The 21,891-nt window shown below is 72.9% G+C and carries 16 protein-coding genes; 9 read left to right on the top strand and 7 right to left on the bottom strand.

The window, feature by feature from the left end; translation table 11 throughout:
• Positions 1-108 precede the first annotated feature (108 nt).
• Positions 109-867, bottom strand: coding sequence for a nucleotide exchange factor GrpE (gene grpE / locus ABZT18_RS30620; RefSeq protein WP_354992881.1), 759 nt, complete (start codon positions 865-867; stop codon positions 109-111).
• A 48-nt stretch (positions 868-915) separates the two neighbouring features.
• Positions 916-2,787, bottom strand: coding sequence for a molecular chaperone DnaK (dnaK, locus tag ABZT18_RS30625; RefSeq protein ID WP_354992882.1), 1,872 nt, complete (start codon positions 2,785-2,787; stop codon positions 916-918).
• A gap of 221 nt (positions 2,788-3,008) precedes the next feature.
• Here dnaK and ABZT18_RS30630 point away from each other — a divergent pair, with 221 nt between their 5' ends.
• The 3 genes from ABZT18_RS30630 to ABZT18_RS30640 are packed head-to-tail and all read left to right on the top strand — an operon-like array spanning position 3,009 to position 7,813.
• Positions 3,009-4,850 (top strand): ABC transporter, encoded by a 1,842-nt coding sequence (locus ABZT18_RS30630; protein ID WP_354992883.1) that lies wholly within the window; start codon positions 3,009-3,011, stop codon positions 4,848-4,850.
• Positions 4,847-6,532 carry a GTPase gene (locus ABZT18_RS30635; protein WP_354992884.1) on the top strand — a complete coding sequence of 562 codons (1,686 nt, stop codon included), beginning with the start codon at positions 4,847-4,849 and terminating at the stop codon, positions 6,530-6,532. The genes ABZT18_RS30630 and ABZT18_RS30635 overlap by 4 nt, the downstream gene beginning before the upstream one ends.
• A 57-nt stretch (positions 6,533-6,589) precedes the next feature.
• A complete protein-coding gene (locus ABZT18_RS30640) occupies positions 6,590-7,813 on the top strand; it encodes a hypothetical protein (protein WP_354992885.1) in 1,224 nt (407 codons plus the stop codon).
• Between the two features lie 60 nt (positions 7,814-7,873).
• On the opposite strand, the gene ABZT18_RS30645 is transcribed toward ABZT18_RS30640, so the two are convergent.
• Together ABZT18_RS30645 and ABZT18_RS30650 are read right to left on the bottom strand one after the other, a co-directional pair.
• Complete coding sequence (locus ABZT18_RS30645) at positions 7,874-8,497, bottom strand: phosphatase PAP2 family protein (protein ID WP_354992886.1); 624 nt, start codon at positions 8,495-8,497, stop codon at positions 7,874-7,876.
• A gap of 65 nt (positions 8,498-8,562) precedes the next feature.
• The gene (locus ABZT18_RS30650) at positions 8,563-9,417 is read right to left on the bottom strand and encodes a hypothetical protein (protein ID WP_355253134.1); all 855 of its coding nucleotides are present in this window, start codon (positions 9,415-9,417) and stop codon (positions 8,563-8,565) included.
• Positions 9,418-9,940: 523 nt separating this feature from the next.
• Here ABZT18_RS30650 and pdhA point away from each other — a divergent pair.
• The 6 genes from pdhA (at position 9,941) to ABZT18_RS30680 (ending at position 19,461) form a co-directional block, all read left to right on the top strand.
• Positions 9,941-11,116, top strand: coding sequence for a pyruvate dehydrogenase (acetyl-transferring) E1 component subunit alpha (pdhA, locus tag ABZT18_RS30655; RefSeq protein ID WP_354992888.1), 1,176 nt, complete (start codon positions 9,941-9,943; stop codon positions 11,114-11,116).
• Positions 11,116-12,105 carry an alpha-ketoacid dehydrogenase subunit beta gene (locus ABZT18_RS30660; protein ID WP_354992889.1) on the top strand — a complete coding sequence of 330 codons (990 nt, stop codon included), beginning with the start codon at positions 11,116-11,118 and terminating at the stop codon, positions 12,103-12,105. The genes pdhA and ABZT18_RS30660 overlap by 1 nt, the downstream gene beginning before the upstream one ends.
• A 5-nt stretch (positions 12,106-12,110) precedes the next feature.
• Positions 12,111-13,595: a dihydrolipoamide acetyltransferase family protein gene (locus tag ABZT18_RS30665; protein ID WP_354993128.1), complete on the top strand. Its 1,485-nt coding sequence runs from the start codon at positions 12,111-12,113 to the stop codon at positions 13,593-13,595.
• 218 nt (positions 13,596-13,813) lie between these two features.
• Positions 13,814-13,951, top strand: coding sequence for a hypothetical protein (locus ABZT18_RS30670; RefSeq protein ID WP_007454215.1), 138 nt, complete (start codon positions 13,814-13,816; stop codon positions 13,949-13,951).
• Between the two features lie 343 nt (positions 13,952-14,294).
• Positions 14,295-16,985, top strand: a complete 2,691-nt coding sequence (locus tag ABZT18_RS30675; RefSeq protein ID WP_354992890.1) for a hypothetical protein — start codon at positions 14,295-14,297, stop codon at positions 16,983-16,985.
• A gap of 637 nt (positions 16,986-17,622) precedes the next feature.
• On the top strand, positions 17,623-19,461 hold the full coding sequence (locus ABZT18_RS30680) for an NHL domain-containing thioredoxin family protein (RefSeq protein ID WP_354992891.1): 1,839 nt from the start codon (positions 17,623-17,625) through the stop codon (positions 19,459-19,461).
• Positions 19,462-19,499: 38 nt separating this feature from the next.
• On the opposite strand, the gene ABZT18_RS30685 is transcribed toward ABZT18_RS30680, so the two are convergent.
• From ABZT18_RS30685 to ABZT18_RS30695, 3 genes are read right to left on the bottom strand one after another with little or no spacing between them, the layout of a single operon-like run.
• On the bottom strand, positions 19,500-20,249 hold the full coding sequence (locus tag ABZT18_RS30685; protein WP_354992892.1) for a 5-oxoprolinase subunit PxpA: 750 nt from the start codon (positions 20,247-20,249) through the stop codon (positions 19,500-19,502).
• Positions 20,233-21,096: a biotin-dependent carboxyltransferase family protein gene (locus ABZT18_RS30690; RefSeq protein ID WP_354992893.1), complete on the bottom strand. Its 864-nt coding sequence runs from the start codon at positions 21,094-21,096 to the stop codon at positions 20,233-20,235. Before ABZT18_RS30690 ends, ABZT18_RS30685 begins: the two co-directional genes overlap by 17 nt.
• A complete protein-coding gene (locus ABZT18_RS30695; protein ID WP_354992894.1) occupies positions 21,093-21,800 on the bottom strand; it encodes an allophanate hydrolase subunit 1 in 708 nt (235 codons plus the stop codon). Before ABZT18_RS30695 ends, ABZT18_RS30690 begins: the two co-directional genes overlap by 4 nt.
• Positions 21,801-21,891 lie beyond the last annotated feature (91 nt).

Here is a 21,891-nt window from a genome sequence, read left to right on the forward strand (position 1 = left end):
AAGGTCAGCACCTCATCGCCCGAGGACAACCACTCCAGGGTGCCGCGACCCAGCCCGTGGGCGCGCCCCGTTGCGCGGGGGGCGGGACGGCCCGGTCACTGCCTCGCACTATTCCGGATCCGCGACCGCGACCAGCGCAGGGCGCAGGAGCCGCTCACCGAGCTGGTAGCCGCGCCGCATGACCTGCACGCAGGTCGGCTCGCTGACCTCGGCCGAGGTCTGGTGCGCGACCGCCTCGTGCCGGGTCGGGTCGAACGGGTCGCCCTGCTCGCCGAAGGCGTTGAGGCCGAACTTGCCCAACGCGGTGGTGAGCTGTTCCGCCACCGTGCCGAACGGCCCGACCAGGTCGCCATGTTCCCGAGCCCGGTCCAGGTCGTCCAGGATCGGCAGCAGCGCGGCCAGCACCGAGCCGGTCGCCTGCTCCTGCACCAGGCTGCGGTCCCGGTCGACCCGCTTGCGGTAGTTGGCGTACTCCGCCGACACCCGCTGCAGATCCCTGGTGCGCTCGTCCAACTCGGCCCGGAGCGCCTCCAGCTCGGCGCCGAGCGAGGTGCCCGTGCCACCGCCGTCGACCGGCTGCGCCGGGGCGTCCACCACCGGCGGGCCGGACGGCTCCGGGCCGTCGGTGGAGTTGACCTCGACCTCGATCTCGTCGACCACGACCTCGGCGTCCTCGACGAGGCCCTCGGCCGGGACGTCGTTGCCCGCGTCGGCGGCGGCGCCCGCCGGCTCCGATGTGTCGATGAGCTTGCGGTTGTTGCGGATGACGACCCGCTCCCCGTCGCCGGTTGTCGGCTCCGTGGGCGCGGAGCCACCCGGCGTCGACCCGGCGTCGCGCGGGTCGGCGGCTCGTGGCTTCTGCGTCATGCGGCTACCTCATCCCCTTCGCCGTGGATACGTGCCGGAGGCCGACGGTCACTTCTTGCCGTCCTCGTCCACGATCTCCGCGTCGACCACGTCGTCGGCACCGCCCGCAGCACCACCGGCGGCGCCGGCCTGCGGACCGGTCGCACCGGGCGCACCCGGGCCGGCCTCGCCACCCGGCTGCTCGGCCTGCTGCGAGTAGAGCAACGAACCGGCCTGCTGGGAGACCTGCGCCAGCCGCTCGTGCGCGGACTTGATCTTCTCAATGTCCTGACCGCCGAGGGCACCGCGCAGCTCGCCGAGTGCCTCGTTGAGCTGCTCACGGTTCTCGCTGGGCAGCTTGTCGCCACTCTCGGCGAGGAACTTCTCGGTCTGCCACTGGAGCGCCTCGGCCACGTTGCGGGTCTCGGCGTCGTCGCGGCGGCGCTTGTCCTCCTCCGCGTGCTCCTCGGCGTCCCGGCGCATCCGCTCGATGTCGTCCTTCGGCAGCGAGGAGCCACCGGTGATCGTCATCTTCTGTTCCTTGCCGGTGCCCAGGTCCTTGGCGTGCACGTTGACGATGCCGTTGGCGTCGATGTCGAAGGCGACCTCGATCTGCGGCACGCCGCGCGGCGCCGGCGGGAGGCCGGTCAGCTCGAAGGTGCCGAGCTTCTTGTTGTAGGCCGCGATCTCCCGCTCACCCTGGAAGACCTGGATCAGCACCGACGGCTGGTTGTCGTCCGCCGTGGTGAAGACCTCGGAGCGCTTGGTCGGGATGGTGGTGTTGCGCTCGATCAGCTTGGTGAAGATGCCGCCCTTGGTCTCGATGCCCAGGCTCAGCGGGGTCACGTCGAGCAGCAGGACGTCCTTGACCTCACCCTTGAGCACACCGGCCTGAAGGGCGGCGCCGACGGCGACGACCTCGTCCGGGTTGACGCCCTTGTTCGGGTCGCGACCGGTGAGCTGCTTGACCAGATCGGTCACGGCGGGCATCCGGGTCGAACCGCCGACCAGGATCACGTGCTCGACGTCGGAGATCTTGATCCCGGCGTCCTTCACGGCCTGCTCGAACGGGCCCTTGCAACGGTCCAGCAGGTCCTGCGTCATCCGCTGGAACTCGGCGCGGCTGAGCGTCACGTCGAGGTGCAGCGGGCCGGCGGCGCCAGCGGTGATGTACGGCAGGTTGATGTTGGTGGTGGTGGCGGCAGACAGCTCGATCTTGGCCTTCTCGGCCGCCTCGCGGAGCCGCTGGAGGGCCATCTTGTCCTGAGCCAGGTCGATGCCGTGCTCGCCCCGGAAGGTCTTGACCAGGTGGTCGATGATCCGCTGGTCCCAGTCGTCGCCACCGAGCTGGTTGTCACCGCTGGTGGACTTGACCTCGACGACGCCCTCGGCCAGCTCCAGCAGCGACACGTCGAAGGTGCCGCCGCCGAGGTCGAAGACCAGGACGGTCTGCTCCTTGGAGCCCTTGTCCAGCCCGTACGCCAGGGCGGCCGCGGTCGGCTCGTTGACGATCCGCAGCACGTTGAAGCCGGCGATCTCACCGGCCTCCTTGGTGGCCTGGCGCTGGCTGTCGTTGAAGTAGGCCGGGACAGTGATCACCGCGTCGGTGATCTGCTCGCCCAGGTACGCCTCGGCGTCCCGCTTGAGCTTCATCAGCGTCCGGGCCGAGATTTCCTGCGGGGTGTACTTCTTGCCGTCGATGTCGACGGACCAGTTCGTGCCGACCTCGCGCTTGACCGACCGGATCGTCCGGTCCGGGTTGGTCACCGCCTGGCGCTTGGCGACCTCACCGACGAGCACCTCGCCGTTGCGGGCGAACGCGACGATCGACGGGGTCGTCCGCGACCCCTCAGCGTTGGCGATGACGGTGGGCTCACCGCCCTCGAGAACGCTGACGCAGGAGTTCGTCGTGCCGAGGTCGATACCGACCGCACGTGCCATGTTCGCTTCCTCGCTTCATAAGGTTGTGCAGGTGACGGGCATTGCCCGCGGGCTGCCTGGCGAGCGCCGCCCGCAGCGGGCCCCACCACAAGTTGAGTGAACTTGACTCAATAGTGCCACGCCCTGGCGAATCGTCAAGTTGAGTTGAGTCAACCCGACGCAACCCACCCGTTATTACTGTCCGGTTGTCTTCCCTTGCATCGGTCGGGCACGCTTTAGCGGTGACGACGCACGGCGATCCCGCCACCCGTTCCGGCGCGCCCGCCGTCGCAGCCCGCACCGGCCCGCCGGACGCCGCGGGGGAGTTGCCCGCCACCACCGGGGACGACAGCCTCCCCGGTGCGCTGTCGGGCCTCCGGGAGGCGATCGGCGCGACCCGGTATCCCCTCGCACTGCCCTCTGCCAGCCCCGCCCGGCACACCGCCGCCGCCCTCACCGACCAACTCGACGACTATCTGCTGCCCCGGCTCGCACGGCTGGACGCCCCGCTGCTCGTGGTGGTGGGCGGCTCCACCGGCGCGGGCAAGTCGACGTTGGTCAACAGCCTGGTCAAGGCCCGGGTCAGCGCCGCTGGCGTGCTCCGGCCGACCACCCGCTCCCCGGTGCTGGTCTGCAACCCGTCCGACGCGGCCTGGTTCCGGCAGGGTGACCTGCTGCCCGGGCTGACCCGCACCACCGAGCCGAGCGAAGATCCGCGCGCTCTGCACCTCGTCACCGCCCCGGCACTGCCCGCCGGGCTGGCGTTCCTCGACGCGCCCGACATCGACTCGGTGGTCGATGCCAACCGGGCGCTCGCCACCCAGCTGCTGGCCGCCGCCGATCTCTGGCTCTTCGTCACCACCGCCGCCCGGTACGCCGACGCGGTTCCCTGGGAGCTGCTGCGCAGCGCCCGGACGCGAGGCGCGGTGATCGCCATGGTGCTGGACCGGGTGCCTGCCGAGGCCACCGACGAGATCGCCGCGCACCTGACCGAGATGCTCGCCGAACAGGACCTCGGCCGGGCGCCGCTGTTCGTGCTGCCGGAGACCTGGGTCGACGGTCAGGGGCTGCTGCCCGAAGGGGTGACCGCGCCGCTGGCCGACTGGTTCGCCCGCCTGGCCGGCGACGCGGACGCTCGGGCGGCAGTGGTCCGCCAGACGCTGGACGGGGCGCTGGCCGCGCTGCACCCCGCCGTCGAGGACTTGGCCGATGCCGCCGACGAGCAGGTCGTCGCCGCCGACGGGCTGGACGAACGGGTCGTTGCCGCGTACCGGGGTGCCGAACGCACCGTCGAGCAGGGCCTGCGGGACGGCCGACTGCTCCGCGGCGAGGTGCTCGCCCGCTGGCAGGAGTTCGTCGGCACCGGGGAGCTGTTCCGCACACTGGAGGCGCGGATCGGGCGTCTACGGGACCGGGTCGTGGCCGCTGTCACCGGCCGGCCGGCACCCGCCGCCGAGCTGCGCGACGCGATCGAATCACAACTGGTCACGCTGCTGCGCGGGGTGGCCTCGGAGGCCGCCGAATCCGCGTACACGGGGTGGAAGGCACACCCGGCAGGGTCCGGGCTGCTCGATCCGGCGCTCGCCCACCCGAGCGACGACCTACCCGAACGCGCCGAACGAATGGTCCGGGACTGGCAGCGCGGCGTGCTGGAGCTGGTCCGGGTCGAGGGCGGCGACAAGCGGTTCGTGGCCCGCACCGCCGCGTACGCGGTCAACGCCACCGGGTTGGCCGTGATGATCGCCGTTTTCGCCTCCACCGCTTTCATCCCGACCGGGCTGGAGCTGGCTACGGGGGCCGGCACCACGGTCGCCGCGCAGGCCGTCCTCCAGGCAATCTTCGGCGACCAGGCGGTGCGTACCCTCGCCGCCAAGGCCCGCGCCGATCTGCTGGACCGGGTGCGCACGCTGCTCGACGCGGAGGCCGACCGCTTCCTGGGCCGCACCGCCGACGCCCGCACCGCCGCGGACGCCGGCGACGGGCTGCGCCGGGCCGCCGGCCGGGTCGAGCTGGCCCGGCACCGCAGCGGCCTGTCCGGCCGCGGCGACATCCCGCCGGCCGCCGACGAGGAGGGTTCCCGGTGACCAACATCACCGGCCGGGTACGCGAGGCGTTCCGCGGTGACCAGCGGATCGACCCCGACGCGCTGATCTCCCGACTGGAGGCGGTACGCCGGTTCCTGAGCGCGGTGGACGGCCTGCTGCCGGACGCCGACCTGGTGCCCGCGCACACGCTGGTCGAGCGGGCCGGCACCCGGCTCGCGCTGTCCCGGGACCACACCGTGGTCGCCCTGGCCGGCGCCACCGGTAGCGGCAAGTCCAGCCTGTTCAACGCATTGGCCCAGCTGCAGCTCTCACCGGTCGGGGTCCGCCGACCGACCACCGGCGTCACCCACGCCTGCGTGTGGGGGCCGCTGGAGGGCGCGAACCGTCTGCTCGACTGGATCGGCGTACTGCCCCGACACCGCTTCGTCCGGGAGAGCGCCCTCGACGCGGACGACGAGACGGCGCTGCACGGGTTGATCCTGCTCGACCTGCCTGACTTCGACTCGGTGCAGCGGTCCCACCGACTGGAGGTGGACCGGCTGCTCGGCCTGGTCGACCAGGTGGTCTGGGTGGTCGACCCACAGAAGTACGCCGACCGGGTCATCCACGACAGCTACCTGCGCGAGTTCCACCGACACCGCGACGTCACCCTGGTCGTCCTCAACCAGGCCGACCGGCTGCCCCCGGCTGAGCTGCCCAGGGTCCTGGACGACCTGCGCCGGCTACTCGACACGGACGGGCTGACCGGCGTGCCCCTGCTGTCCACCACCGCCATCGACCCGGCCGGGATGGTCGGGTTGCGCAGCGCGCTGGAACGTACGGTCGCCGAGCGGCAGGCCGCGCTGCGCCGGCTCGCTGGTGACGTCGACGCGGTCGTCGCCGGGATGGACGAGCTGGTCGGCTCGGCCCGGCCGGCGGGTCGGCCGGACGACTCGGCCGTCAACGGGCTGAACCGGGCGTTGGCCGGGGCGGCCGGGGTGCCCGCGGTGACCGAGGCGGTGGAGCTGGCGTACCGGCATCGGGCGGGCGCGGCCACCGGCTGGCCCGTGGTCCGGGGCTGGCGACGGTTGCGGCCCGACCCGCTGCGTCGCCTGCACCTGCCCGGCCCCACCGGCGACCAGGTCGACCCGGCGGAGAGCCTGGTCGCGGCCACCTCGGTGCCGGACCCGACGGCCGCCCAGCGTTCGGCGCTCGGCCTGGCGATCCGCGCGGTGGCCGACCGGGCCGCCGTCGACCTGCCCGCCGCCTGGCCCGACGCGGTGACCTCTGCCGCCCGGTCCCGCCTCGGCGACCTGCCGGACGCACTGGACCGCACGATCGCCGGCACCGACCTCGGTCTCGGCCGTCGACCGCTGTGGTGGCGGGCCGTCGGCGGTGTGCAGTGGTTGGTCACCCTGGCGGCCGTTGTCGGGCTGGGCTGGCTGGTGCTCGGTTACGCGCTGCGAGCGCTCGGCCTGCCCGAGCTGGACAACCCGATGGTCGGTCAGGTGCCACTGCCCACCCTGCTGCTGCTCGGCGGGCTGCTGGCCGGGCTGCTGGTGGCGGCGCTGACCCGGCCGGTGGTGCGCTGGGCCGCCCGGCGCGCCCGGACCCGCGCCGAGCAGCGGTTGACGGCGAAGGTCGCCCTGGTGGGCGAGGAGTACGTGCTGGCACCGGTGCGGATCGTGCTCGGCTCGTACGCACAGGCGCGAGACGCGCTGCGGGACGCCGCCCGCCGCTGACGCCCCACGCGGCTCGCTACCGCTCTCCGTACGCCCTGGGCGGCGTAGGGTCGGAGCATGGCCACGCCTCAGACCCCCTACGACGCGGTGCTGCACGCCGCACGCGACGTGACCAAGCTGGAGTCCGCCCTCGACGCCGAAATGCTCGGCAGCGCGCTGCTGGGCAGTGTCTACGCGATCGCGGAGACCGACCGCGACACCGCCGTACGGGAGTTCGTCACCGGGTTTCTCGCCGCCACCGCCCGCCGCCGGGTCGCGGCGGCGACCACCATTCGGCAGGTCTTCGCCACGCTCGTCCCGAACGCCGAGGGCACCGAGCGGGTGCGTCCGGGCAGCCAGGCCCCCACCTGGTCCGGGCAGTTGGGCCGGGTCCACCTCACCGGCAGTTGGGCGTACGGCGACGTGTACGGCGACCAGACCTCCTACCTCGCCACCTTCGCCTACGACGACGCGTCCGGCGGCTCGGAGCACGCGCTGGTGGCCCTGGTGGACCACAACATCGGGATCACCAAGGACATCTTCGTGGGCGGGCCGGCGGAACGGATCCTGGACCAGGTCCGGCAGATGTGCGCGGACGACGAGTTGACCTGGTTCCGTACCGAGGATCCGGCCCGGCTCCGTGGCGAGGTGGCCCGCCACCTCGCCGTGACCGACGACCTGAGCGAGTTGCCCGACGAGGGCTCTCTCGCCACCGACCGGGCGCTGGTCGGCGCCCGGCTGGCGATGCTGCCCACCGCGGTCGACCCGACCGGCCCGGCGGAGGTCGAGCCGCTCTCCGCCGCCGAGCGCACCGACCTGGTTCGGCGGTTCCTCGCCGCGCCGGAAGCCGCCCGCTTCGGGCTGGACGCCGTCGACGGCCCGGAGTTGGCCTCGCTGCACTTCTGCCTGAGCCTGCTGCTGGACCACTCGGCGACCTTCCCGGACGCCGACCCGATGCGCTGGAGCCCCGCGGTGTCGGGGCTCTTCCTGCTCGACTGGGTGCACCGCCGGGCCGTGCTGGACATGGACGACGCGGCGATGCTGCCCCGGGTGCTGCGCGCCTGGGCCCGGTACGCGTCGCGCCAGCGCGGGCTGCCCGAGGCGGCGACGACGCGCACCGATGAGGCGATCGAGGAGATGGTGCCGGAGTTCGCCCGCCTCTACTCGACGGGTGAACGGCGCAGCCCGGCCACCGCAGCGGTGGCACAGCTGATGGCCGACGGCGTGGACCCGGACGACCCGGCCGCGCTGGACGCCTGGATCGAGGCGAACCGGCACCGGCTCGCCGACGACGGCGCCTGACGGCGTCCGGGGCCGGGTGGCACCACGCCGCCCGCCCCGGGCCCGCCCAGGGCCCGCGTCCTAGCGCAACGGACCGAACACCAGGGCGGCGATCAGCGCGCCGAGCACACCACCGGCCAGCACCTGCGGCACCGTGTGGTCCCTCAGCCGCACCCTGGACCAGCCGACCAACGCCAGCAGCGGCGCGGCGACCACCAGCCGGGCCCCGAAGGTCAGCACCAGGATCACCAGCGTGCCGGCGGCCACCGCCGAGTGGATCGAAATCTTCCACCAGTGGCTCACCGACACGGCGACCACGAGGCCGACGAGGCCGGCCACCGCCAGCGCCAGCACCGGGCGAGGCGCCCCGAGCACGGCGAGGAGGGCCAGCCCTCCCGCGACCGAGCCGAGGCCGACCAGCAGCGGCGCCCGGCGCTGCTCGCGCAGGCCGACGTGGTGGTCGGTGAGCCGGCCACGGCGTACCCCGCCGACGATGTAGGCGAACGGAATGCCGGTGACGAAGAGCGTGGCGAGCAGACCCCAGATGAGGCCCAGACCTGGGCGACGTGCGCTGTGCCAGCTCACGGTGATGATCAGCAGCGACACGAGCACGGCCGGTGCGGTCACCTCGGTGACCAGCCGAGCTATCCGCAGCCCTGGGCCGGACCGTGTGGTGACCGGGCGGAGTTCCCCACCGCCGCCCACGCCACCCCCTCCGGTACGCGCCTACTGCCGAACACCGCCGGCACCGGATGGGCCGCTCCTGATCGTCACGTTACCGCCGAGGACACCGTGACGTGCGTCGGTCCGGCCAGCGGCGACAGGCTGACTGTGGACGTCGAAGGAACCGCCGGGGGCGAGGGAACTGCCGGGCTGGGCCGGCTGGTCGGTGTAGCCGGGGTGACGGGCGGCGCGGGTGTGGTGGCTGGCAGGGACATCGTGTTGGTCGGCACGGCGGTCGCGGTCGAGGCGTCCGTCGGCGTGGGCGTCGGATCCAGCGTGGGCGTCGGATCCAGCGTGGGCGTCGGGTCCAGCGTGGGCGTCGGGTCCAGCGTCAAGGTCGGGGTCGGATCGGGGTCGGTCGGATCGGGGTCCGGCGGGTCCGTCGGGTCGGGGTCCGGCGGGTTGGTCTTCGAACCCGTCGGCGACGGCACGGGCGGGGGGACGGGCGGCGCGGTGCCCCGGGTGGGTTTCGGCGCCAGCGGCGGGGAGCTCGCCCGCCGGGCGGGCCCCGCGTCGGCCGCGGTCGGCCCGTCCGGGGTACGCCGGGGAGCGGCGGGCAGCCAGCCGCTGGTCGGGCCGACGCTGGGTGTGCCGGGTGGTGAGGGCGCCAGCGGGCTGGTCACCGGCAGTGGGATCACCACCGGCCCGACCGACGGGGTCGGGATGAACGGGGTGCTGCTGTCTGGCAGTGCGGTGCTGCCCGGGGTGGCCGAGCCCGCGCTGATCGCGGCGAGGATGGGCATCGACGCGGTCCCGGCCAGCAGTGCGACGGTGAGCAGGTAGCCCCGGGAGGGGCTGCCGGCGCCTGGGGCACGGTGGACGCCGACCACCCGGCTGTAGCCGCCGGCCGACCGGTGCCGGCCGAGCGCCGGTGTGCCTGGACCGTCACCTGGCTCGTGCACCGCACACCCCTTGTACGTCGGCCGCCGGAGGACTGGGAAGGACGCCGCCAGCCAGAAAGCCGGCAAATAACCCGATAGGCGCGATCCTGCGGTAATCACCCTGGCGTAGTCACCCTGCGTCAGCCAACATCCACCGCGTGTCGACACGCGGTGCTGGCCGAACGGTGACGAATCATCGCCTGAACGCCCTGCTGACGCAGGCCGGCATGATGACGACAAACGACGTCAAAGCGTGGGCGGCCGGAATGCGGGGCAGGCGTACTGTGGGCGCGCTCACCTGCTCTGCGAATATGGAGCACGACGGCAACGCAGCCGTGACCTCCGCGCACCCTCGCGGCAGGCGCGGTTGAACGCCGGCGCTCCCGATCCGGGTTCGGCCAGAACCCGGCTCACGCCGCGCGGCAACCCCCACCGGGGCTAGACGCGGCCGCCAGGAACCGGCCCGGCAGCAGCCGGGCAGGCGCACGAGTTGCGCGGCCGGGTGACCCCCCGGTGCCGACGCAGACACGACAGGGAGACACCGATGGCAAAGGGCGACCCCGGGGGCACCACCCGCAGCAGGCGGGCCGCACCCCGCTCCAAGAAGGGCGCGGCCGGCGACCCCTCGCTGGTGCAGCTGCTCACCCCCGAAGGCGAACGGATCGACAGCGCCGCCGGGCCGGATGGCACCGAGTACCGCGTCGACTTCACCGACGAGGAGTACCGCGGGCTCTACCGCGATCTGGTGCTGGTCCGCAAGCTGGACGCCGAGGCGACCGCTCTCCAGCGCCAGGGCGAGCTGGGCCTCTGGGCCAGCCTGCTCGGCCAGGAGGCCGCGCAGGTCGGCTCCGGACGGGCGCTGCGTACCCAGGACATGGCCTTCCCGACCTACCGGGAACACGGCGTCCTCTACTGCCGGGGCATCGACCCGATCATGCCGCTCGGCCTGTTCCGCGGCGTCGACCAGGGCGGCTGGGACCCGAATGAGTTCAAGTTCAACATGTACACGATCGTGATCGGGGCGCAGACCCTGCACGCGACCGGCTACGCCATGGGGATCACCATGGACGGCAAGACCGGCACCGACGACGGCGAGGCGGCGATCGCCTACTTCGGCGACGGGGCCACCAGCCAGGGCGACGTGAACGAGGCGTTCGTCTGGGCCAGTGTGTTCAACGCGCCGCTGGTCTTCTTCTGTCAGAACAACCAGTACGCGATCTCCGAGCCGCTGGAGCGGCAGACCCGCGTCCCGCTCTACCAGCGAGCCGCTGGCTTCGGCTTCCCCGGCGTACGGGTGGACGGCAACGACGTGCTGGCGACGTATGCGGTCACCCGCACGGCGCTGGACAACGCCAGGCTCGGGCAGGGCCCCAGCCTGATCGAGGCGTACACCTACCGGATGGGCGCGCACACCACCTCCGACGACCCGACCCGCTACCGGATCGCCAGCGAGGTCGAGTCGTGGCAGGCCAAGGACCCGATCGCCCGGGTGAAGGCCTTCCTGGAGAAGCAGCAGATCGCCGACGCGGCCTTCTTCGCCGAGGTCGACGAGCAGGCCCGCCGCGAGTCGGTGCACCTGCGCGAGCGGGTGCTCAACATGCCCAACCCGGAGCCGGTGACGATGTTCGACCACGTCTACCCGAACGGGTCGCCGCTGCTCGACGAGCAGCGCGCGCAGTTCAGCCGCTACATGGAGTCGTTCGAGGGGAGCGCGCACTGATGGCCACGGAGACGCTCACCCTTGGAAAGGCCCTCAACACCGGCCTACGCCGCGCCCTGGAGAACGACCCCAAGGTCATCATCATGGGCGAGGACGTCGGCAAGCTCGGCGGCGTCTTCCGGATCACCGACGGGCTCCAGAAGGACTTCGGCGACGATCGGGTCATCGACACCCCGTTGGCCGAGTCCGGCATCATCGGCACCGCGGTCGGTCTGGCCATCCGCGGCTACCGGCCGGTCTGTGAAATCCAGTTCGACGGCTTCGTCTACCCCGCGTACGACCAGATCGTGTCGCAGGTGGCGAAGATGCACTACCGCTCGGGCGGCAGGCTCAGCATCCCCATGGTGATCCGGATTCCGTTCGGCGGCGGCATCGGCGCCGTCGAGCACCACTCCGAGTCGCCGGAGGCGTACTTCGCGCACACCGCCGGCCTGAAGGTCGTGACCTGCGCCAACCCGCAGGACGCGTACGTGATGATCCAGCAGGCCATCACCTCGGACGATCCGATCGTCTTCCTGGAGCCCAAGCGGCGCTACTGGGAGAAGGGTCAGGTCGACCTGGACGCGCCGCTGTCCGGGGCGTACCCGCTGCACTCGGCCCGGGTGGTGCGGCCCGGCACCGACGTCACGGTGCTGGCCTACGGGCCGATGGTGCGGACCTGCCTGGAGGCGGCGACCGCCGCCGCCGAGGACGGCCGGGAGCTGGAGGTCATCGACCTGCGCTCGCTCTCCCCGCTGGACCTGACCGCGGCGTACGAGTCGGTGAAGCGCACCGGCCGCGCGATCGTGGTGCACGAGGCGCCGTCCAACATCGGCCTCGGTGCCGAGCTGGCGGCCCGGATCACCGAGGAGTGCTTCTACTCCCTGGAGTCGCCCGTGCTGCGGGTGACCGGCTTCGACATCCCCTACCCGGCCGCCCGGGTGGAAGAGGAGTACCTACCCGACCTGGACCGGGTGCTCGACGCCGTCGACCGCACCTTCGGCTGGTGAGCGGCATGTCCCGGATCAAGACGTTCAACCTGCCCGACCTGGGCGAGGGGCTGACCGAGGGCGAGATCCTGGCCTGGCTGGTCAAAGTCGGCGACACCATCGAGCTGAACCAGCCGATCGTCGAGGTGGAGACGGCCAAGGCGGCGGTGGAGATCCCGGCGAAGTGGGCCGGGCAGGTGCAGGCGATCTTCCACCCGGACGGCACCACGGTCGAGGTCGGTACGCCGATCATCGCGATCGACACCGACCCGGGCGCCGGCCCGTTGGAGACGCCGTCGACCACAGCCACGCCCAGTGACGACCTTCCCACCCCGTCGGCGGCTTCGCTGGCGGCGGTGGAGCTGGCGCCAGCGGAGGGCATGGTGGAGCCGGGCCTGATCGGTGGTCCCGCCCCGGGTGGGCGGACGGCGGTGCTGGTCGGCTACGGCCCGCGTACCACCTCCGCGAAGCGCCGCCCCCGCAAAACCGACACCCCAACCCCAACCCCCGCTCGGGCCGATCTTGGAGTTGTGGTGGCTGACAAACCGGCTGCTACCTCAACGATTCCGGCACCACAGGTCCATGATCGACGAAACGGGTCGAGCAGCGGCGGGTTGGTGCTGGCCAAGCCACCGGTTCGCAAGCTCGCCAAGGACCTCGGGGTCGACCTCGGCACGTTGACCGGGTCCGGGCCGCTGGGCTCGATCACCCGGGAGGACGTGCAGCAGGCGGCGAGCGGTGCCGTCGCGGCGGCGGAGCCGATCGCGGCGACGTCGGTGGCGACGACGACGACCGCCCCCAGCTTCGGTGCGGACCGGGAGCAGCGCATCCCGGTCAAGGGGGTCCGCAAGCTCACCGCCGAGAACATGTCCCGCTCGGCGTTCACCGCTCCGCACGTGACGGAGTTCCTGACCGTCGACGTGACCCGGGCGATGAAGGCACTGGACCGACTGCGCGGCCGGCGGGAGTGGCGCGACGTACGGGTCTCGCCGCTGCTGCTGGTGGCGAAGGCGGTGCTGCTGGCGGTGCAGCGTCACCCGATGGTCAACTCGACCTGGGCCGGCGACGAGATCGTGGTCAAGGAGTACGTCAACCTCGGCATCGCGGCGGCCACTGAGCGCGGCCTGATCGTGCCGAACGTCAAGGACGCCGGCCGACTCTCGCTGCGGGAGTTGGCGGACGCGCTGACCGCGCTGGTGCAGACGGCGAAGTCCGGGCGTACCTCGCCGGCGGACATGTCCGGCGGCACCCTGACCATCACCAACGTCGGCGTGTTCGGGGTGGACACCGGTACGCCGATCCTCCCGCCGGGTGAGTCGGCGATCCTGGCCTTCGGCGCGGTGCGGGAGATGCCCTGGGTGCACAAGGGCAAGGTCAAGGTACGTCAGGTCACCACGCTGGGGCTGAGCTTCGACCACCGGATCATCGACGGTGAGCTGGGCTCGAAGTTCCTGCGCGACATCGGCGACTTCCTCGCGGATCCGGAGGCGGCGCTGCTCGCCTGGACCTGATCGTTCGAAACGCCAGCCACGGCCGGTGTGCCACGGGTTAACGCCCGGCACACCGGCCGTGTCCTTTGAGCGACGGAACCATGGGTCGGAGGGCCTGTTGACCTTTGATTGTTAGGCGGGTGTCTCAGCTCACCTAATAATCGATGGAAGTTACCCGGGTTCTGCGGTTGAATAGACGCATCAGGGGATGACAACCGAATAGCTAGGGGGACCCACCAATGAGCATGATCGAGCGAATCCGCAACCACCGCGACGCCAACCGCCGCGCCCGTGCCATCGAGCACGCGCTGCGCTCGGCGAACTCGCCGGCAGTTCGCGAGGAACTCCTCGTCATCGCCCAGCGTCACATGAGCTGACGCTCCACGACACTCCTCACCTCCTTCAGATCGATGGCCCGCCCGGCCCACCGGGTGGGCCGTTGCCGTTTCCGCGCACCCGCCACCGGGATTCCGCCCTGCCGCAGCGCCCGGTACGGTGGGCTTCGGTCGCCGCCCGCCGACCCGGCACAGGCCGAGCCGATAGAAGCTGCTCGACACCGACCGGCCACGGGGAGTGACGACCGGTGCTCCTTGGACGCGCTGTGCCACCACCCGATACCGTGCGGGGAGCCGGCACAGCGGTACGCCGGTGACGCCGGCAGCCATGCCGAGGAGACCGATCGGCACCGGCGAGCCGACATGTGATGGAGGAGGCGCACCCATGACGTCCGAGGGCCCGCACCGCACCGGCCAGGAGCCGGACGAGGTGTCACCGGGCGCTGGCGGACCGGCGCCGTACGGCGACCGCCCGGCGCAGCCGGACAACGGCCACAACGCCGCCGGCCCCGACCTGGGCTGGGCGCCCCCGCCGCCGACGCGGTCGAACCCGTCGACGCCGGCATGGGCGACCCAGTCCGAGCAGCCACCCACCCCCGCCTGGGGTGCCGCCGCCCCGCAGCCCGGCAATCCAGCGCAGCCCGCCTGGGGTGCCGCTGCCCCGCAGCCCAGCGACCCGGCGCAGCCCGCCTGGGCCGCCGGCGGTGGCGCGAGCGAGCCGCCGCAACAGCAGCAGCCCGGCACATGGCCCGGCAACGATGGCGCGCCGGCCCAGGCGCAGCCTGATCCCTGGGCCGCACAGCAGCAGAGCTGGACGCCGGCCGAGCAGAATGCACCCGCACCCACCTGGACTCCGAACGCCGCTGAGCAGCCCGACTGGGTGCAGGCCCAGCCGGCCGTCCGGGGCGCCGCGCAGGTGCCTCCGGCCACCGCCGCCTGGCCCGCTCAGGAAGACCCGTCCCGCACCGGAGGCTGGGGCGGCACGGCACAGGCCAACCCGCCCGCCGGTGACTGGCGCGGGGCCGAGTCGCAGCAGCCCGAGCCGCCGCAGGCCGCCGGCTGGTCCGGCGGCGCTCAGCAGGACGCCGCGTCCGGCAACGGCGGCTGGCCCGCCGCTACCCCCGCACGCGACGACCAGCCGGTGTGGACACCGGCAGAGCAGTCGCCGCCGACCTGGGGCCAGGCCGCCGAGCCGACCGAGCAGCCCGCCCCCGGGTGGGGGCAGACCGCCCAGCCGGCTGCGGCCCGTGGCGCGGCCCAGGTGCCGGCACCGACGACGAACTGGCCCGCGCAGGACGACTCGTCCCGCTCCGGCGGGTGGGCCGCACAGCAGCAGGCGCAGCCCGCAGGATGGAGCGACGGCGGCGACGTGCGGCAGGACCAGGCCGCCCAGCCGGCCGCCTGGGGCGGTGCCGAGGCCCGTCCGCAGCAGCCGGACTGGGTGCTCTCGCCGCAGGACCAGCCGACCGAGCAGCCGGAGCCGGCGGGTTGGACCCCGGCGGAGCAGAGCGGCCCTCCCGCCCGTGCCAGCGCCAGCGTGCCCGGCAACGACGGTGTGCCCGGCTGGGCTGCCAACCCGGACAACTCGGCGCAGGGCAACTCCAGCGTGCCAGAGGTCCAGCCGTGGGCACCCGGCGAGGTGTGGGGTCGCGCCGAAGCGGAAGCTTCCGCCCAGTCCCGCGGTGGCTGGGAGGCGGACCGGAGCGACGACGCACCGGCCTACCAGCCCGCACCCGCGCCGGGCATCTCGCCGGCGAACGCGGTGCCGCTGCCTCCGCAGGAGCAGCGTGTGCCAGGTGCCAGCCTGGCCGCCGCCCCGCCGGCCGACTACACGCCCCATGCCCAGTTCGCCCCGATCCCCGAGCAGCCCGCGTACGCCGAGCGGGAGACCCCGGACGCCGCCGCACAGTACGAGGCGGAGCCGGCCGGTTGGGGCCACGCCGAGGGCGCTCCCGCGAGTGGCGCGGTGGTGCCTACCCCGCGTACCTCTCCGGAGTCCGGGGCGGGCCGCGCGGTCGTGCCGCTGTCGGAGGCCGAGTCGGCTGCCCGGGCCACGGCGAGCGCTTCGGTGCCGTTGGCCAGCCGGGTGATGCCCCCGACCGACCAGGCCATCCGACCGACTGGCACGCCCACGCCACAACCCCGGGTGTACGGCCGTCCGGCTCGACCCGAGCCGGAGAACGAGCCGGAGCCGGAGGCGTTCCAGGTCGACCCGGTTGCCGAGCGCCAGGGCGCACCGGAGTGGCAGAACGACTCGCAGCGCCAGGTCGCACCCGACTGGCAGAACGACTCGCAGCGCCAGGTTGGCCCCGGCTGGGGCGGCGAGTCCGCTGCCGAGCCGCGCTTCGACGACCGGCAGCCCGCACCGAACGCGTTCAACGAGGCCCCGCCGGCGTTCCCGCCCGGTGTGCCGTCCTTCGTCGACACCCCGGGCAACAACCGGCCGGTGAACGGCGTTCGGCCGCACGCCGGTGCCGAGCGGCCGGCCGACCAGTTCGGCGGCCCCGGGTCGCCGGCTGCCGGCACCGCCGCGGTGAACGGGACGTCAGCCTTCGGCGGCCCGAGTTTCGGCGGACCGGGCTTCGGCGCCGGGCCGGCAACCGAGTCGGTGCCGGGCGGCAGTTTCCCGCCGGCCTTCCCGCCACCGCAGCAGCCCGCGCCGGCCTGGGGCCAGGAGACCAGCCAGTCGGACCCTGGCCGGTTCGACGCGTTCAAGCCGGACGCCGAGGAGCCGAAGGCCGAGCCACCGACGCCGAAGGTACGCAACGGTCGGGTGCTGGCCGCGGTGCTGATCGCCGCGGTGCTCATCCTGGCGGTGCCGCTCGGCCTGCTGTTGCTGCTCGGCAAGGTCGGCGGCGGGAACGACACACCGGCCTTCGACCCGGCGGTCGGCACCTGTGTGAAGCAGTCCGGCGAGGGTGGCGCCTCGGCGGCGAACTGCGGCGAGGCGGGTGCGTTCACGATCGTCTCGAAGGTGGACGCCAAGGAGAAGTGCACCGACACGACGCAGCCCCACGTGGTGCTGCCGGGTGACGGCACCAACCGGGTGCTCTGCCTCAAGCCGGCCACGAAGTAGACCCACCGACGGCGGGGTCACGGGCAACCGTGACCCCGCCGTCGTCGTGCCGGGGTCCTTACGAGTCTCAGGATCTCGGGCACAATCCGGTTGTGGAACGCGAGCTGGCGGCGGCGCTGGAGCCGCTCTTGTCCGATCTCGGAAAGCCTGGCGGGGTGCAGCCCGACCTTCGGGATGAACCATGGCGGGACGACCCACAGACCGCCAGCGCCTTTCTCTACGCTTCCGACGGTTCCGGCCAGGGCATCTCCATCGACCTTGGCCAACCATCCGTCACCCAGGTCGTCGCGCTCGCCGACCAGGTCCAGGACTGGGCGGTGGAGGCGCTGTGGTCACTGGGCCGCCCCACCAACTGGCCGCCCTGCCCCCACCATCCATCAAGTCACCCCCTGGCAGCGGTGGTGCGCTCCGGCAGAGCGGTTTGGGCCTGTCCCACCATCCCACCCTTGAAACCGAGGTCAGCGAGATAGGTGCGCTAGCCCGTTGATCGTTGGCAGCTGAGCAACCCGACACGCCGAGCACCGCACCGCTGAGCTGCCACTGATCGCCGCGACGCACCGCACAGGCCAGAGCCCTTCGATCGTCTGTGGTCCAGGTCGCGGCGATCGGGCCTACGGGGCGTGGCAGGCTGACAGGCATGGGAACGACAGCACGTGTGCGTGCACCTGAGCTTCGGGGCCGGCAGTGGCTCAATACCGGCGGCCGGAACCTGAGCTTGCAGGACCTACGCGGCAAGATCGTCCTGGCGGATTTCTGGACGTTCTGCTGCATCAACTGCCTGCACGTGCTCGATGAGCTGCGACCGCTGGAGGAGAAGTACGGCGACGTGCTCGTCGTGATCGGTGTGCACTCGCCGAAGTTCGAGCACGAGAAGGACGCCGACGCGCTCGCCGCCGCCGTCGAGCGGTACGGGGTGCACCACCCCGTACTCGACGATCCCGAGATGGACATGTGGCAGCAGTACGCGGCCCGGGCCTGGCCGACCCTGTCGGTGATCGACCCCGAGGGTTACGTGGTGGCCACCATGGCCGGCGAGGGGCACGCCGAAGGGCTGGCCCGGCTGATAGACGAGCTGATCGCCACCCACGAGGCCAAGGGCACCCTGCACCGGGGTGACGGCCCGTACGTCCCGCCGCCGGCACCGGAGACCGCGCTGCGCTTCCCGGGTAAGGCGGCGCTGCTGCCGAACGGCAACCTCCTGGTCTCGGACTCGGCCCGGCACTCCCTGGTCGAGGTCGCCCCGGACGGTGAGACGCCGGTGCGCCGGATCGGCTCCGGCGAGCGGGGTCGGGCCGACGGGCCGGGCGCCGCGGCGACGTTCTCCGAGCCGCAGGGGGTGTGCCTGCTGCCCACGCACGTCGCCGAGGTCGCCGGTTACGACCTGGTGGTGGCCGACACGGTCAACCACCTGCTGCGCGGTGTACGGCTGGAGTCCGGCGAGGTGGTCACCGTGGCCGGCAGTGGGCGGCAGTGGCGAGCCACGGTTGACGACCACGCCCATGACGCGCTCGCCGTGGACCTCTCCTCCCCGTGGGACCTGGCCTGGTACGACGACAAGCTGATCATCGCGATGGCCGGCATCCACCAGCTCTGGTGGTTCGATCCGATCAAGCGGACCGCCGGCATGTACGCCGGCACCACGGTCGAGGCGCTGCGCGACGGCCCGCTGACCGAGGCGTGGATGGCGCAGCCGTCGGGGCTCTCCGTCTCCGCCGACGGCACCCGGCTCTGGGTCGCCGACAGCGAGACCAGCTCCGTCCGGTACGTCGAGAACGGTGTGCTGGGCACCGCCGTCGGGCAGGGCCTGTTCGACTTCGGGCACGTGGACGGTCCGGCGGAGTCGGCTCTGCTGCAGCACCCGCTGGGCGTGTGTGCGCTGCCGGACGGCTCGGTGCTGATCGCGGACACGTACAACGGAGCCGTGCGGCGCTTCGACCCGGTCAGCAACCAGGTCTCCACCGTCGCCGACGGGTTGGCGGAGCCCAGCGACCTGGTGCTCACCCCGGCCGGTGAGGTGCTGGTGGTGGAGTCCGCCGCGCACCGGTTGACCCGACTCGCCCCGGGCGCCCTGTCGGCGGCAGGTGCCAGCACGGTGGATGGCCCCCGGCACCGCACCGAACGCAAACCGACCGACGTCGCGGCCGGTGAGGTCACCCTGGACATCATCTTCTCCCCGGCGCCGGGGCAGAAGCTGGACGAGACGTACGGGCCGTCGACCCGGTTGGTGGTCTCCGCGTCCCCGCCGGAGCTGCTGGTGGATGGTGCCGGCACGGGCACCGAGCTGTCCCGCCGGCTGGTGCTCAACGGCGAGGTCACCGCTGGGGTGCTCCAGGTGACCGCCCAGGCGGCGACCTGCGACGCGGACGTCGAGCACGCGGCGTGCCACCTGACCCGGCAGGACTGGGGGGTACCGGTCCGGGTGGTCGACGGCGCCGTGACCCGGCTCCCGCTGGTGCTACGCGGCCTGGACGCCTGACGGCCCGGTGGGGCCCCGCACGACAGGGGCCCCGCCGGTCAGGCGAACGGGGCCAGAGGGATGTCGGCGTCGATCAGGGTGGCGCGGACGAGTTCGGCGGCGGACACCGCGCCGGGGGTATCGCCGTGCAGGCAGATCGAGTCGACCGAACAGGGGATGACGGTGCCGTCCACCGCCACCACGCTCCGTTCGGTGGCCATCCGCACCGCCCGTTCGGCGACCTCTTCCGGATCGGTGATCACCGCGCCGGGCGTGCCTCGGGGCACCAGCGCCCCGTTGGGCAGGTAGGCGCGGTCGGCGAAGGCCTCGGCGACGACCGGCAGGCCCGCGCCGACGGCCAGTTGAGCGAGCGTCGAGCCGGGCAGACAGAGTATGGGCAGCTCGGGGTCCCAGCCGGTGACCGCGGCGACCACCGCCGCCGCCTGGGATTCGTCGGTGCTCGCCGCGTGGTAGAGCGCGCCGTGCGGCTTGAGGTAGCGGACCCGGGTGCCGAACAGCCGGCAGAACGCGTTCAGCGCCCCCAACTGGTAGGTCACCTCGTCGCGTAGCTCGGCGAAGTCGTACGCGATGCGCCGCCGACCGAAGCCGGCCAGGTCCCGGTAGCCGACCTGCGCGCCCACCGCGACCCCGCGCTGCGCCGCGCCCTCACAGACCCGCCGCATGGTGGACGGGTCGCCGCCGTGGAAGCCGCAGGCGACGTTGGCGGAGGTGACGAGGCTGAGCAACGCCTCGTCGTCGCCGAGTCGCCAGATGCCGAATCCCTCGCCCAGGTCAGCGTTGAGGTCCATGGAATCTGACGGTAGTCCCTGGCCGGGCCTGCGCGAGCGGGGTCACGTCGGTGACCACCCCGATGACGGGGTATCCGCCGGTGGTCGGATGGTCCGCGAGGAAGATCAGGGGTTGTCCGTCCGCCGGCACCTGCACCGCGCCGAGCACGATGCCCTCGCTGGGCAGCTCGCCAGCGACCGCGCGGGGCAGCGCCGCGCCGGCAAGGCGCGCGCCGACCCGGTTGCTCACCGGGCTGACGGTGTACGCGGTCCCGAACAGCCGGTCGAGTGCGGCCGGGGTGAACCAGTCGTCGCGAGGGCCGGGGCGCAGCATCAGGTGAACCTCCGGCGGGGGTGCGGAGCAGACGGTCAGGTCCACTGGCGCTGGTGCGCCGAGCGGCTCACCGAGCGGCAGCCGGTCGCCGTCGCGCAACGGAGGCTGGCCGAGCCCGGAGAGCGTGTCGGTGGCGCGACTGCCGAGCACCGGTGACACGTCGATGCCACCCGCCACGGCCAGCCAACTCCGTACGCCCCGTCGGGCGGGGCCGATCCGCAGCACCGTCCCGGCCGGCACGGTGAGCGGGCGCCCGGTGTCGCCGGGCCGATCGCCGGCGTGGACGGTCACCTCGGCGCCGGTGACCGCCACCGTGGTGGCCCGGGTCAGCCGCAGGGTGCAGCCGGTCAGTGTGATCTCCAGGCCGGCGGCGTGCTCCGGGTTGCCGACCAGCCGGTTGGCCAGCCGCAGAGCCGCCGGGTCGAGGGCACCGGACCGGGGTACGCCCAGGTGCGCCCAGCCGGGGCGGCCCAGGTCCTGCACGGTGGTGAGCGCGCCGGCGCGGAGCACCTCGATCGTGGCCGGGTGGATCACGCTGCCGCCATCCGGACCAAGGTCCCCGGGCCGAGGCGGGCCGGCGGGTGGGCGTGCACGTCGAAGAGAACCAGGTGGGTCCGGCCGACCAGCAGCCAGCCGCCGGGGGACGCGCTCGGGTAGATGCCGGCGTACGGGCCGGCCAGGGCGACCGAGCCGGCCGGAACCCGGGGGCGGGGCGTGGCCAGCCGGGGCAGCGCCAGCTCGGCGGGCAGCCCGGTCAGGTAGGGGAACCCGGGGGCGAAGCCGCAGAACGCGACCCGGAACCGGGTGTCGGTCAGCCGCCGCAGCACGGCTGACAGATCCACGCCCCAGTGCTCGGCCACCGCCGGCAGGTCCGGTCCGTCGAAGTCGACCGGGACGACCACCTCCGTACCGACCGCCCGGTCCACGCCGCCGTGATCGTCGCCACCGTGATCGCCACCGCAGTCGTCACTGCCATCACAGGGACGGGCGCTGGCCCTGGCAGCCGTCGAGACCGTTGGTGCCCAGCGTCGGAGAAGGGTGGCCGTGGCGGTCGGGTCGGGCAGGCCGTCGAGCAGGACGGTGCTGGCCGCCGGCACGATCTCGACGGCGAGCAGCTCGCCCTGCTCGCGGCGCCGCCACAGCTCGGCCCGCCACGCCTCGACCAGGGCGGCGTCGGGGACGTCGGTGGCGGCGCAGTCGAGCAGCAGGGCGTGCGCCCCGACGGGTCGGATCCGCATTCGCTCATCCTCGCCGATGTCGTGTCGATGCGGTGTTCACGGCGACGGTGCCTGGCGTCACCAGTACGACTACTTGCAAGTAACCTACGGT

The sequence above is a fragment of the Micromonospora sp. NPDC005291 genome, from assembly GCF_040607415.1.
Classification (GTDB): Bacteria; Actinomycetota; Actinomycetes; order Mycobacteriales; family Micromonosporaceae; genus Micromonospora.

Excerpts from the sequence above, each read along its gene's own strand:
- ABZT18_RS30670 (WP_007454215.1), top strand. The coding sequence starts at position 13,814 with ATGAGCATGATCGAGCGAATCCGCAACCACCGCGACGCCAACCGCCGC.
- pdhA (WP_354992888.1), top strand. The coding sequence starts at position 9,941 with ATGGCAAAGGGCGACCCCGGGGGCACCACCCGCAGCAGGCGGGCCGCA.
- ABZT18_RS30665 (WP_354993128.1), top strand. The coding sequence starts at position 12,111 with ATGTCCCGGATCAAGACGTTCAACCTGCCCGACCTGGGCGAGGGGCTG.
- dnaK (WP_354992882.1), bottom strand. The coding sequence starts at position 2,787 with ATGGCACGTGCGGTCGGTATCGACCTCGGCACGACGAACTCCTGCGTC.
- ABZT18_RS30680 (WP_354992891.1), top strand. The coding sequence starts at position 17,623 with ATGGGAACGACAGCACGTGTGCGTGCACCTGAGCTTCGGGGCCGGCAG.
- grpE (WP_354992881.1), bottom strand. The coding sequence starts at position 867 with ATGACGCAGAAGCCACGAGCCGCCGACCCGCGCGACGCCGGGTCGACG.
- ABZT18_RS30695 (WP_354992894.1), bottom strand. The coding sequence starts at position 21,800 with ATGCGGATCCGACCCGTCGGGGCGCACGCCCTGCTGCTCGACTGCGCC.
- ABZT18_RS30640 (WP_354992885.1), top strand. The coding sequence starts at position 6,590 with ATGGCCACGCCTCAGACCCCCTACGACGCGGTGCTGCACGCCGCACGC.
- ABZT18_RS30660 (WP_354992889.1), top strand. The coding sequence starts at position 11,116 with ATGGCCACGGAGACGCTCACCCTTGGAAAGGCCCTCAACACCGGCCTA.
- ABZT18_RS30685 (WP_354992892.1), bottom strand. The coding sequence starts at position 20,249 with ATGGACCTCAACGCTGACCTGGGCGAGGGATTCGGCATCTGGCGACTC.
- ABZT18_RS30675 (WP_354992890.1), top strand. The coding sequence starts at position 14,295 with ATGACGTCCGAGGGCCCGCACCGCACCGGCCAGGAGCCGGACGAGGTG.